Genomic DNA, 12,548 nt, shown 5'->3' with positions numbered 1-12,548 from the left:
ATTATTTATCAGCTCATAGATTTCAGACAATTTATTCCAGTAATTTCCCTTAACAGTGCAAAATTTATTAATCAATTCTATTTAAGCCTGTTCATCTCAATTTTATTGCGTACATCATTCAGCATTGATAATCGCTTTGCTGATTACCTCGCTATTTTTTGGTATTCTTGGACGAGCGCTAAATTGATCCCGGACATAACTGAACAATGAATGACGGCAAGCAGCAACCTGGTTTTCTCTTTCACGATTACGAGACCTTTGGTACCCATCCGGCGCTGGACAGACCCGCGCAATTTGCGGCTATCCGCACAGATAGCGATTTCAACATTATCGGTGAACCTGAAGTCTTTTATTGCAAACCCGCAGACGACTATCTGCCGCAGCCTGAGGCGGTGCTGATAACCGGTATCACACCGCAGGAAGCGCGTGAAAAAGGAGAAAATGAAGCCGCCTTTGCTGCTCGCATCCACGCCCTGTTCACGGTGCCGAAAACCTGTATCCTGGGCTATAACAACGTGCGCTTCGATGATGAAGTGACGCGCAACATCCTGTATCGCAATTTCTACGATCCCTACGCCTGGAGCTGGCAGAACGATAATTCACGCTGGGATCTGCTGGATGTGATGCGCGCCTGCTATGCCCTGCGTCCTGAAGGAATTAACTGGCCGGAAAACGACGACGGCTTACCCAGCTTTCGCCTGGAGCATTTGACCAAAGCCAACGGTATTGAACATGCCAATGCCCACGATGCGATGGCCGATGTATACGCCACAATTGCGATGGCGCAATTAGTGAAGTCGCGCCAGCCGCGCCTGTTTGATTATCTCTACAGCCATCGCAATAAGCACAAGCTGGCCGCACTGATTGATGTCCCGCAAATGAAGCCGCTGGTCCATGTTTCGGGGATGTTCGGCGCATGGCGCGGCAACACCAGTTGGGTGGCGCCATTGGCCTGGCATCCTGAGAATCGCAACGCGGTGATTATGGTCGACTTAGCCGGTGATATTTCACCGCTGCTCGAACTGGACAGCGACGCGCTACGTGAGCGGCTCTACACTGCTAAAGCTGATCTGGGAGATAACCCAGCCGTGCCGGTTAAACTGGTGCACATCAACAAATGCCCGGTACTGGCACAGGCGAATACCTTGCGCCCGGAAGATGCCGATCGCCTTGGCATTAACCGCCAGCATTGTCTGGATAATCTCAAAATACTGCGCGAAAACCCGCAGGTTCGCGACAAAGTGGTGGCCATCTTCGCCGATGCGGAACCCTTTACGCCATCAGATAACGTAGACGCACAGTTATACAATGGTTTTTTCAGCGATGCCGACCGTGCCGCGATGAAAATCGTTCTGGAAACTGAGCCGCGCAATTTACCGGCGCTGGATATCTCCTTTGTCGATAAGCGCATTGAAAAGCTGCTGTTTAACTACCGCGCACGTAACTTCCCCGGAACGCTGGATGAAGCCGAACAGCAGCGCTGGCTGGACCATCGTCGTCAAATATTCACGCCTGAGTTTTTGCAAAATTACGCCAATGAATTGCAGATGCTGAGCCAGCAATATGCAGATAACAAAGAGAAACTGATGCTGCTGAAGTCACTCTGGCAGTATGCGCAAGAGATTGTATAACTCCCACGTATAAAAAAACCGGAGAACATGTCTCCGGTTTTTTTTATCTAAATACAGCTATTACGCGATATCTTCGTCGTACTGTGGCACCGGGTTACGGAAACTTTTGGTCACGCAAGCCAGGTAAATCAGACCAATAGCGGCCCAGATCAGACCCAGAACCATTGAGCTCTCTTCCAGGTTCACCCACAGCGCACCAACGGTCAGCGCACCGCACATTGGCAGGAACAGATACTGGAAGTGGTCTTTCAGCGTCTTGTTACGCTTCTCACGGATCCAGAACTGGGAGATCACCGACAGGTTAACGAAGGTAAACGCCACCAGCGCACCGAAGTTAATCAGCGCCGTCGCCATCACCAGGTCGAAGTTAATTGCCAGCAGAGCAATCGCACCAACCAGAATGATGTTCATGGACGGAGTACGCCATTTCGGGTGGACATAACCGAAGAAACTTTTCGGGAACACACCGTCACGCCCCATCACATACATCAGACGCGCTACGCCTGCATGCGCCGCCATACCTGACGCCAGTACGGTAATGGTAGAGAAAATCAGCGCGCCGACCTGGAAGAACTTACCAGCGACATACAACATGATTTCCGGCTGCGAAGCGTCCGGATCCTTGAAGCGCGAGATATCCGGGAAGTACAGCTGCAACAGATAGGTGGAGACGATAAAGATCAGGCCACCAATCAGCGCGGTCAGGAAAATCGCCCGCGGGATCACTCGTTCAGCGTCTTTGGTTTCTTCAGACAGGTTGCTGATACCGTCAAAACCGGTGAACGAGAAGCACAGGATAGTCGCTCCCGTGATCATCGGGATCACATGCGCATCACCTGACCAGAACGGACGGCTGCTCGCCAGCGTACCGGCACCTTCCCCTTCGAACACGCCATAAACGACCATGCCGAGGATCACTGCAATCAGCACCACCTGCAACAACACGATGACGGTGTTGAAATTTGCAACAGATTTCAGACTGCGCAGGTTAAAGGCGGTCATAAAGGCCACCAGCGCCACCACGAATATCCATGACGGTATCGACGGCACCAGAGCTTCAAAATAAATTTTCGCCAACAGAATGTTGATCATCGGTGCGAACAGGTAGTCCAGCAATGATGACCAACCCACCATAAAGCCAACGGTCGGGCTAATGGATTTCTGGGCGTAAGTGTAGGCAGAGCCTGCAGACGGATAGCGACGCACCAGTTTACCGTAGCTCAGTGCGGTAAAGAGGATGGCGATCAGTGCAAAGGCGTAAGCTGTCGGGACGTGACCATCGGTCATTCCTGATACGATACCGAATGTATCGAACAGCGTCATCGGCTGCATATAGGCAAGGCCCATCATGACAACCGGAACCAGCGTAAGCGTTTTACGTAATTCCACGCGAGAGGTGTTTGGAGTAGCGTTATGCGACATGGTTATCCCCCATTACGGCGAAAACCGTCGCGTAAGCAAAAAATTGCCCCATTTTTTGTTAATCCTCAGCGACAACAACTGTCGATTTTTAAGTAAGTATCTATCCGGTACGAAGCCCGGCCTCTTTTATGAATGATTGGTTTGATGCAAAAAAATAACCGACGCGTATTAAAACGTCGGTTAATGTCATTTTTTGCAAGCGGCGTATTTTGCACTAATTTGGAGAGAAATAACAAGAGATTGAAGCTACTACAAAAGAATATTTTTTCTTAACTGATTGATTTATCAGCAGCCGTTTTAACGTACACCCCCGCAATAGCACTATTTGCTAAAATCTCATCCCGCCACCAGGCACTGGCCAACCCGGCTGTCTGTTCATTCCAACCTATCCACACGGGTTCAAAGATAATTTGTGCGACCACCTTTTTCTCAATCAGAGCGCCGCTCTCCAGAAATCGCTGTGCCAGGTAGCGCGGAATATAGCCGCATCCCAGACCACTGATTTGCAGTTCCAGCTTGGTTTTGAAGTCAAAAACGGTGATGGCTTCCTGATCGTCGAGCACCTGAGAGCCCGAGACGTTGGCATGCTGTGCATTGTCGCCAACCACAATTGCGCGAAAACGCCGGATAGTGCGACGGTTTAACGGTTCCTGTTCCTGCGCCAGCGGATGATGCGACGCAACCACAAACACCTGCTCCAGAACCCCTAGCTGCGCAAAGCCAAATTCGCTCGCGGCAGGCGGCTCATGCGTGGCGCCGACAATAATATCCGCCCGCCCCTGAGTGAGGGCATCCCAGGAGCCGCCCAGCACGCCATTGATAAATTTCAGGCGCGTCACACTGTGGTGTTGATAGAAAGATTCGATGAGTGGGGCCAGCAGCGAAAAGGGAAACGTATCATCTACGCCAATAACCAGTTCATTCTCCCAGCCTTCGTGAAGTTTAATCGCCTGCTTTTCGAGTTCGCGGACGGTGTGCAACACCTCCCGCCCCTTTTCCAGCAGCATCTGCCCGGTACGGGTAAACTTAGCCCGATGTCCGCTGCGATCGAGTAGCTGAATATTAAGATCGCTTTCCAGCTTATGGACGGTGTAGCTAAGCGCAGACGGCGTCTTAAACAATTTTGCCGACGCCGCTGCGAAACTGCCCTCTTTTTCCAATGCATCGAGGATGATAAGAACGTCCAGCAGTGGTTTCATACTCGCCCCCTGGCGGTATCAGCGGCACTCTGCTGGTCTGTCACTCCATCGGCATCACCAGCGGGTCAGGATACTGGTACTCAAACCCAAGCTCGTTACAAATACGGTTGCCATCAATGACTTTACCTTTACCGTTATCCTCATTGCCACGAAATTCCGGCGGCTCCATCCCCAACTGGCGGGCCATCTGTGGATAGAACACATTGCGCGCCGGATGCATAGGCGCACATATATTATAGATGTGTCCCCCTTTTGGCGCTTGCAGCAGCAAAGAGATGGCGGCAACCACATCATCCAGATGCACCAGATTGACGCCATGGTGTCCATCTGGCGCCGTCTTGCCAGCGAAAAAACGACCGGGATGTCTTCCCGGGCCGACAAGTCCGGCCAGGCGCAAAATATCCACCGAAGTGCCGGGTAAATTGTGCAACCAGTCTTCAAGTTCTTTCAAAACGCGACCACTTGCCGTGACCGGGTTACGCGGAGTCCCTTCTTTCACGATGCCTTGTGCATCGCCATAGACCGACGTCGAACTGGTAAAAATAATCCGCGGGATACGGTACGCCAGCGCACTGTCGACCAGCTCCTGCATAGCCTGCAGGTAAAATGTCTCCCCCGGACCGCTACGGCGCGCAGGTAGCGTAATAACCAGCGCGTCGGCGTCCATCAGTGCGTCGAGATCGTCTGTCTCACAGACCAGTTCAGGCTCCAGGCGCAGCGAGTAGCTCTCTATACCACTCATGCGGGCCGCTTCCACCCCATCCAATGTGGTTTTGCTGCCGGTAACCTGCCAGCCTCTCGCCGCCAGCGACATAGCTAACGGCATGCCTAACCAACCTAAACCGACAATTGCGACCTTTTTCATGCCTTCTCTCCTGACTTTTGGCCTATAACGCAAGGCTACGCTAGCCCACAGTGGCTGACAATTCATAGTATCAATATGAAATGAATTAATGATCAAAAAAAGCCCTTGCTTTCCGTAGCTAAAGTGGTTTAGGTTAAAAGACATCAAATGAATAAACATTCATCGAGAAAATTTATGACACGCGCTCAATTCAAACACCATCATCACCATCATCCTGACTAGTCTTTCAGGCGATGTGTGCTGGGAGACATTTAAATCTTCCAGCGGTGCATGAGCGTATGAGAAAGCCCCCGGAAGATTTCTTCCGGGGGCTTTTTTTTGTGCGTGGCCCAAACTGATTCAGACAGGATAACGAGGAATAAAGAATGTTAGATAACACCCGTTTACGCATAGCTATGCAGAAATCAGGTCGTTTAAGCGATGATTCACGCGAATTGCTGGCCCGTTGCGGCATTAAAATTAATCTTCACACCCAGCGCTTGATCGCGATGGCTGAGAATATGCCGATCGATATTCTGCGCGTGCGTGATGACGATATCCCGGGTCTGGTGATGGACGGCGTCGTAGATCTCGGCATCATCGGGGAAAACGTTCTCGAAGAGGAACTGCTCAACCGCCGGGCCCAGGGTGAAGATCCGCGCTATTTTACCCTGCGTCGTCTGGACTTCGGCGGCTGCCGTCTTTCGCTGGCTACCCCGGTTGATGAAGCCTGGGATGGCCCGGCAGCGCTGAACGGTAAGCGTATCGCTACCTCTTACCCACACCTGCTTAAACGTTATCTTGATCAAAAAGGGGTGTCGTTTAAATCCTGTCTGTTAAACGGCTCTGTAGAAGTCGCTCCCCGCGCAGGTCTGGCTGATGCGATTTGCGATCTGGTGTCAACCGGAGCCACGCTTGAAGCCAACGGTCTGCGTGAAGTGGAAGTGATTTACCGCTCTAAAGCCTGCCTGATTCAGCGCGACGGCGAAATGGCCGAAGCCAAGCAACAACTGATCGACAAACTGCTGACCCGTATTCAGGGGGTTATTCAGGCTCGTGAATCAAAATACATCATGATGCACGCGCCGAGCGAACGTCTGGACGAAGTCATCGCCCTGCTGCCAGGCGCTGAGCGCCCTACCATTCTGCCACTGGCGGGTGACCAGCAGCGCGTAGCCATGCACATGGTCAGCAGCGAAACCCTGTTCTGGGAAACGATGGAAAAACTGAAAGCGCTCGGCGCCAGCTCAATTCTGGTGCTGCCGATTGAGAAGATGATGGAGTGATAGCCATGAGCTTCAATACCCTGATCGACTGGAATAGCCGTAGCCCCGAGCAGCAGCGCGAACTGCTGATGCGCCCGGCGATATCCGCCTCTGAAAGCATCAGCCGCACGGTGGCTGAGATTCTTGAGAACGTCAAAAATAACGGCGACCGGGCGCTGCGTGAATACAGTGCGAAGTTTGACAAAACCGAGGTCGGCGCGCTGCGCGTCACCGAAGAAGAAATTCAGCAAGCCAGTAGCCGCCTGAGCGACGAGCTGAAACAAGCCATGCGGGCGGCGGTACGTAATATTGATACGTTCCACACCGCGCAAATCCTGCCGCCGGTGGATATTGAAACTCAGCCTGGCGTGCGCTGCCAGCAGGTTACTCGCCCTATCGCCTCCGTGGGGCTGTATATTCCTGGAGGATCGGCACCGCTCTTCTCGACCGTATTAATGCTGGCGACCCCGGCGCGTATCGCTGGCTGCAAAAAAGTGGTGCTCTGCTCACCGCCGCCGATTGCCGATGAAATCCTCTACGCCGCGCAACTGTGTGGCGTAAAAGAGGTGTTCAACGTGGGCGGCGCGCAGGCCATTGCCGCGCTGGCGCTGGGTACCGAATCTATTCCTAAGGTCGATAAAATCTTCGGGCCAGGCAATGCGTATGTGACCGAAGCCAAACGTCAGGTCAGCCAACGTCTTGACGGCGCGGCTATCGACATGCCTGCGGGCCCGTCTGAAGTGCTGGTTATTGCCGACAGCGGCGCGACGCCTGACTTTGTTGCTTCCGACCTGCTTTCTCAGGCCGAACACGGCCCCGACTCGCAGGTTATCCTGCTGACGCCAGACGCTACGCTTGCCGAAGGCGTGGCCAAAGCCGTTGAACGCCAGCTCGCCGAGCTTTCCCGCGCCGACACCGCACGCCAGGCGCTCGCCGCCAGCCGACTGATCGTCGCCAGAGATCTTGAGCAATGCGTGGCCATCTCTAACGCCTACGGCCCGGAGCACCTGATTATTCAGACCCGTAACGCGCGTGAACTGGTTGACGATATCACCAGCGCTGGTTCGGTATTCCTGGGTGACTGGTCCCCTGAGTCGGCTGGTGACTATGCTTCCGGCACCAACCACGTTCTTCCGACCTACGGCTATACCGCAACCTGCTCAAGCCTTGGGCTGGCTGATTTCCAGAAACGGATGACGGTACAGGAATTAACTCCCCAAGGTTTCTCTACCCTGGCCTCCACCATTGAAACACTGGCCGCGGCTGAACGACTGACTGCCCACAAAAATGCCGTCACCCTGCGCGTTAACGCCCTGAAGGAGCAAGCATGAGCACTGACAACTTTCTCAGCGTCACTGATTTAGCCCGTAAGAATGTTCGCGAGTTAACGCCCTATCAGTCTGCCCGTCGTCTTGGCGGTAACGGGGACGTCTGGCTCAACGCGAATGAGTACCCAACCGCCGTTGAGTTCCAGCTACGCCAGCAGACGCTGAACCGCTATCCAGAGTGTCAGCCGAAAACCGTAATTGAGAATTACGCGCAGTATGCTGGCGTCAAACCAGAGCAGGTGCTGGTCAGCCGCGGTGCAGATGAAGGGATCGAACTGCTGGTGCGCGCTTTTTGCGAACCCGGTAAAGATGCAATTCTCTACTGTCCGCCGACTTACGGCATGTACAGCGTCAGCGCCGAAACGATTGGCGTTGAATGCCGCACCGTCCCGACCCTGGATAACTGGCAGCTGGATTTACAAGGCATCGCGGACAAGCTTGATGGCGTGAAAGTGGTCTACGTATGCAGCCCCAATAACCCAACCGGCCAGCTGATAAATCCGCAGGACCTACGTTCACTGCTCGAAATGACGCAGGGTAAAGCCATCGTGGTCGCTGATGAGGCCTATATTGAGTTTTGTCCGCAGGCTACGCTGGCAGGCTGGCTGTCTGAGTATCCGCATCTGGCAGTATTACGCACGCTGTCTAAAGCGTTTGCTCTCGCCGGTTTACGCTGCGGATTTACGCTGGCGAATGAAGAGGTTATCAATCTGCTGTTAAAGGTGATTGCCCCCTACCCGCTTTCTACCCCGGTAGCGGATATTGCCGCCCAGGCGCTGACGCCACAAGGGATTTCCGCCATGCGCCAACGCGTAGAGCAGATCCTGCAAGAGCGTCAGTATCTGGTGGAGAACCTGAAAACCATTCGCTGTGTAGAGCAGGTTTTCGACTCTGAAACCAACTATGTTCTGGCGCGCTTCACCGCATCAAGCAGCGTATTTAAATCTTTGTGGGATCAGGGCATTATCTTACGAGATCAGAATAAACAACCTTCATTAAGCGGCTGCCTGCGAATTACTGTCGGAACCCGCGAAGAGAGCCAGCGCGTCATTGACGCCTTACGTGCGGAGCAAGTATGAGCCAGAAGTATCTTTTTATTGACCGTGATGGAACCCTGATTTCCGAACCGCCAAGTGACTTTCAGGTCGATCGCTTTGACAAACTCGCCTTCGAGCCGGACGTCGTTCCCGTTTTGCTGAAGCTGCAAAAAGCCGGCTTTAAGCTGGTGATGATTACTAACCAGGATGGACTCGGTACGCAGAGCTTCCCACAGGCCGATTTTGACGGTCCGCATAACCTGATGATGCAAATTTTCACCTCTCAGGGTGTAGCATTCGATGAGGTGCTGATCTGCCCGCACCTGCCAGCGGACGCGTGTGATTGCCGTAAGCCAAAAATGAAACTGGTTGAGCAGTATCTGGTTGAACAGGCCATGGATGCGGCAAACAGCTACGTCATTGGCGACCGGGCGACCGATATTCAGCTCGCAGAAAACATGGGCATTAGCGGATTACGCTACCACCGCGACACCCTGAACTGGGCGATGATCGGCGAGCAGTTGACCAAGCGAGACCGCTACGCGCACGTTGAGCGCAATACCAAAGAGACGCAGATTGACGTCAAAGTCTGGCTGGACCGCGAAGGCCGTAGCAAAATCAATACCGGCGTTGGCTTCTTTGACCACATGCTGGATCAAATCGCCACCCACGGCGGTTTTCGCATGGAAATAGCCGTCAAAGGCGATCTGTATATTGACGATCACCACACCGTTGAAGATACCGGTCTGGCGCTGGGTGAAGCCTTAAAGCTGGCATTAGGCGATAAACGCGGTATCAACCGTTTTGGTTTTGTGCTGCCGATGGACGAGTGCCTGGCACGTTGCGCGCTGGATATCTCGGGGCGTCCGCACCTGGAATACCGCGCGGAGTTTACCTACCAGCGCGTTGGCGATCTGAGCACAGAGATGATTGAACACTTCTTCCGTTCACTCTCTTACACCATGGGTGTCACCTTGCACCTGAAAACCAAAGGGAAAAATGACCACCACCGAGTGGAAAGCCTGTTTAAAGCCTTTGGTCGTACGCTGCGTCAGGCTATTCGCGTAGAAGGCGATACGCTGCCCTCCTCAAAAGGAGTGCTGTAATGAACGTGGTGATCCTTGATACCGGCTGCGCCAACCTGCACTCGGTGAAATCCGCCGTCGCACGCCATGGATACGACCCGGTTGTCAGCCGTGACCCGGACGTGGTGCTGCGTGCCGATAAACTGTTTCTGCCGGGCGTCGGTACCGCCCAGGCGGCTATGGACCAGTTGCACGAGCGTGAACTGATTGAACTGATTAAAGCTTGTACGCAACCGGTACTGGGGATCTGCTTAGGCATGCAACTGCTTGGCCGCCGCAGCGAAGAGAGTAACGGTGTCTCTCTGCTGGGCATTATTGAGCAGGACGTTCCGAAGATGACCGATTTCGGTCTGCCGCTGCCGCATATGGGCTGGAATCGCGTCTATCCGCAGGCGGGAAATCGTCTGTTCCAGGGCATTGAAGATGGCGCGTATTTCTACTTTGTACACAGCTATGCTATGCCGGTGAACCCGTGGACCATCGCCCAGTGCCATTACGGCGAACCATTTACCGCGGCAGTACAAAAGGACAATTTCTTTGGCGTGCAGTTTCACCCTGAACGCTCAGGCGCGGCTGGGGCGCAGTTGCTGAAAAACTTTCTGGAGATGTAATGATTATTCCGGCATTAGATTTAATCGACGGCACGGTGGTGCGTCTTCATCAGGGCGATTACGCAACGCAACGTGATTATGGCAATGATCCTCTCCCCCGTTTACAGGATTACACAGCTCAGGGTGCCGAAGTACTGCACCTGGTTGATTTAACCGGCGCGAAAGACCCGGCGCAGCGGCAGATCCCGCTGATTAAAACGCTGGTCGCTGGAGTCAATGTTCCGGTACAGGTTGGCGGTGGCGTGCGGACTGAAGCGGACGTTGCGGCGCTGCTTGACGCAGGCGTGGCGCGCGTGGTGGTAGGTTCGACGGCAGTAAAATCCCCTGAGGTAGTCAAGAGCTGGTTTGCCCGTTTTGGCGCCGACGCGCTGGTACTGGCGCTGGACGTGCGTATTGACGAGCGCGGTAATAAACAGGTAGCGGTTAGCGGCTGGCAGGAAGATTCTGGGGTTTCTCTGGAAGAACTGGTTGAGACCTATTTACCCGTCGGCCTGAAGCACGTGCTGTGCACCGATATCTCCCGCGACGGCACGCTGGCTGGCTCAAACGTCGCGCTTTATGAAGAAGTGTGCGCCAAATATCCGCAGGTAGCATTCCAGTCATCTGGCGGCATTGGCGGGATCGAGGACGTAGCAGCCCTGCGTGGAACCGGCGTACGCGGCGTGATCGTCGGACGCGCCCTGCTGGAAGGTAAGTTCACCGTTGAGGAGGCCATTCAATGCTGGCAAAACGCATAATTCCTTGTCTGGACGTTCGTGATGGGCAGGTGGTAAAAGGCGTCCAGTTTCGCAATCACGAGATTATTGGCGACATTGTCCCGCTGGCAAAACGCTATGCCGATGAAGGCGCAGATGAACTGGTGTTCTACGATATCACCGCCTCCAGCGATGGCCGCGTAGTGGATAAAAGCTGGGTATCTCGCGTGGCAGAAGTGATCGATATTCCGTTCTGCGTTGCCGGTGGCATTAAATCCATCGACGATGCGGCGCGCATCCTCTCCTTCGGGGCGGATAAAATCTCTATCAACTCCCCGGCGCTGGCCGAACCGGAGCTTATCACTCGTCTGGCTGACCGCTTTGGCGTGCAGTGTATCGTGGTAGGCATTGATACCTGGTATGACGCCGAAACCGGCAAATATCATGTTAATCAATATACCGGGGATGAAAGCCGTACCCGCGTCACGCAGTGGGAAACGCTGGACTGGGTGCAGGAAGTACAAAAACGCGGCGCAGGCGAAATCGTCCTGAACATGATGAACCAGGACGGCGTGCGTAACGGTTATGACCTGGAGCAACTGAAAAAAGTGCGCGACGTTTGCCATGTACCGCTGATTGCCTCCGGCGGCGCGGGCACCATGGAACACTTCCTTGAAGCATTCCGGGACGCCGACGTTGACGGCGCGCTTGCCGCTTCCGTCTTTCACAAGCAAATTATTAATATTGGCGAATTAAAAGCGTTCCTGGCAACACAGGGCGTGGAGATCAGGATATGTTAACGAAGCAACAATGCCGCGAGCTGGACTGGGAAAAAACCGACGGACTGATGCCAGTCATCGTGCAGCATGCGGTTTCCGGTGAGGTACTAATGCTGGGTTATATGAACCCGGAAGCACTGGATAAAACGCTTGAAAGCGGCAAAGTGACCTTTTTCTCGCGGACCAAGCAGCGTCTGTGGACCAAAGGAGAAACCTCCGGTCACTTCCTGAACGTGGTGAGCATCGCGCCTGACTGCGACAACGACACCCTGCTGGTGCTGGTTAACCCGATTGGCCCGACCTGCCATAAAGGCACCTCAAGCTGCTTTGGCGATGCCAGCCACCAGTGGCTGTTCCTGTATCAACTGGAGCAACTACTGGCCGAACGTAAAACCGCTGACCCGGCAAGCTCCTACACCGCGAAACTGTATGCCAGCGGCACTAAACGTATTGCCCAGAAGGTAGGCGAAGAAGGCGTAGAGACCGCGCTGGCCGCAACCGTGAACGATCGTCTCGAACTGACCAATGAAGCCTCTGATCTGATGTATCACCTGCTGGTTCTGCTGCAGGATCAGGACCTCGACCTGACGACGGTGATTGAGAATTTACGCAAAAGACATCAGTAATCTGTAGACGTAAAAAAACCGGGCTC

The 12,548-nt window shown here is 53.8% G+C and carries 13 protein-coding genes, 1 pseudogene and 1 other annotated feature; of the genes and pseudogenes, 10 read left to right on the top strand and 4 right to left on the bottom strand.

Annotated features, from left to right (window positions below):
* The first annotated feature begins 206 nt into the window (after positions 1 to 206).
* Complete coding sequence (sbcB, locus tag GFC06_RS13115; protein WP_016153550.1) at positions 207 to 1,631, top strand: exodeoxyribonuclease I; 1,425 nt, start codon at positions 207 to 209, stop codon at positions 1,629 to 1,631.
* Between the two features lie 60 nt (positions 1,632 to 1,691).
* Here sbcB and plaP read toward each other — a convergent pair whose 3' ends face one another.
* From plaP to GFC06_RS13095, 4 genes and pseudogenes are all read right to left on the bottom strand, one after another.
* Positions 1,692 to 3,053 carry a putrescine/proton symporter PlaP gene (plaP, locus tag GFC06_RS13110; protein ID WP_016153551.1) on the bottom strand — a complete coding sequence of 454 codons (1,362 nt, stop codon included), beginning with the start codon at positions 3,051 to 3,053 and terminating at the stop codon, positions 1,692 to 1,694.
* Positions 3,043 to 3,105, bottom strand: coding sequence for a membrane protein YoeI (yoeI, locus tag GFC06_RS23535; RefSeq protein ID WP_099045591.1), 63 nt, complete (start codon positions 3,103 to 3,105; stop codon positions 3,043 to 3,045). Before yoeI ends, plaP begins: the two co-directional genes overlap by 11 nt.
* A gap of 162 nt (positions 3,106 to 3,267) precedes the next feature.
* A pseudogene (locus GFC06_RS13100) lies at positions 3,268 to 4,252 on the bottom strand (LysR substrate-binding domain-containing protein).
* A gap of 40 nt (positions 4,253 to 4,292) precedes the next feature.
* Complete coding sequence (locus tag GFC06_RS13095) at positions 4,293 to 5,117, bottom strand: SDR family oxidoreductase (RefSeq protein WP_047498991.1); 825 nt, start codon at positions 5,115 to 5,117, stop codon at positions 4,293 to 4,295.
* A 174-nt stretch (positions 5,118 to 5,291) separates the two neighbouring features.
* Between GFC06_RS13095 and hisL the strand changes: the two genes are divergently transcribed.
* From hisL to hisIE, 9 genes are all read left to right on the top strand, one after another.
* Positions 5,292 to 5,339, top strand: a complete 48-nt coding sequence (gene hisL, locus GFC06_RS13090) for a his operon leader peptide (protein ID WP_100250077.1) — start codon at positions 5,292 to 5,294, stop codon at positions 5,337 to 5,339.
* Positions 5,315 to 5,437: a sequence feature (His leader region), on the top strand. Its footprint overlaps the gene before it by 25 nt.
* Positions 5,438 to 5,482: 45 nt before the next feature.
* A complete protein-coding gene (gene hisG / locus GFC06_RS13085) occupies positions 5,483 to 6,382 on the top strand; it encodes an ATP phosphoribosyltransferase (RefSeq protein WP_003834191.1) in 900 nt (299 codons plus the stop codon).
* 5 nt (positions 6,383 to 6,387) lie between these two features.
* Positions 6,388 to 7,692: a histidinol dehydrogenase gene (gene hisD, locus GFC06_RS13080; RefSeq protein ID WP_049281926.1), complete on the top strand. Its 1,305-nt coding sequence runs from the start codon at positions 6,388 to 6,390 to the stop codon at positions 7,690 to 7,692.
* Entirely contained in the window at positions 7,689 to 8,768 is a 1,080-nt protein-coding gene (hisC, locus tag GFC06_RS13075; RefSeq protein WP_049281927.1) for a histidinol-phosphate transaminase, read from the top strand. The genes hisD and hisC overlap by 4 nt, the downstream gene beginning before the upstream one ends.
* The gene (hisB, locus tag GFC06_RS13070) at positions 8,765 to 9,832 is read left to right on the top strand and encodes a bifunctional histidinol-phosphatase/imidazoleglycerol-phosphate dehydratase HisB (RefSeq protein WP_153690243.1); all 1,068 of its coding nucleotides are present in this window, start codon (positions 8,765 to 8,767) and stop codon (positions 9,830 to 9,832) included. Before hisC ends, hisB begins: the two co-directional genes overlap by 4 nt.
* The gene (gene hisH, locus GFC06_RS13065; RefSeq protein WP_003030129.1) at positions 9,832 to 10,422 is read left to right on the top strand and encodes an imidazole glycerol phosphate synthase subunit HisH; all 591 of its coding nucleotides are present in this window, start codon (positions 9,832 to 9,834) and stop codon (positions 10,420 to 10,422) included. The genes hisB and hisH overlap by 1 nt, the downstream gene beginning before the upstream one ends.
* On the top strand, positions 10,422 to 11,159 hold the full coding sequence (hisA, locus tag GFC06_RS13060) for a 1-(5-phosphoribosyl)-5-[(5-phosphoribosylamino)methylideneamino]imidazole-4-carboxamide isomerase (RefSeq protein WP_153690242.1): 738 nt from the start codon (positions 10,422 to 10,424) through the stop codon (positions 11,157 to 11,159). Before hisH ends, hisA begins: the two co-directional genes overlap by 1 nt.
* Positions 11,141 to 11,917, top strand: a complete 777-nt coding sequence (gene hisF, locus GFC06_RS13055) for an imidazole glycerol phosphate synthase subunit HisF (protein ID WP_131346297.1) — start codon at positions 11,141 to 11,143, stop codon at positions 11,915 to 11,917. Before hisA ends, hisF begins: the two co-directional genes overlap by 19 nt.
* The gene (gene hisIE, locus GFC06_RS13050) at positions 11,911 to 12,522 is read left to right on the top strand and encodes a bifunctional phosphoribosyl-AMP cyclohydrolase/phosphoribosyl-ATP diphosphatase HisIE (RefSeq protein WP_103766463.1); all 612 of its coding nucleotides are present in this window, start codon (positions 11,911 to 11,913) and stop codon (positions 12,520 to 12,522) included. Before hisF ends, hisIE begins: the two co-directional genes overlap by 7 nt.
* Positions 12,523 to 12,548: the final 26 nt, after the last annotated feature.

Origin of the sequence: Citrobacter braakii (genome assembly GCF_009648935.1) — a bacterium.
Taxonomy (GTDB): Bacteria; Pseudomonadota; Gammaproteobacteria; order Enterobacterales; family Enterobacteriaceae; genus Citrobacter; species Citrobacter braakii.
The sequence above is the reverse complement of the archived record's forward strand: the minus strand, read 5'-3'. Positions and strand labels throughout refer to the sequence as shown.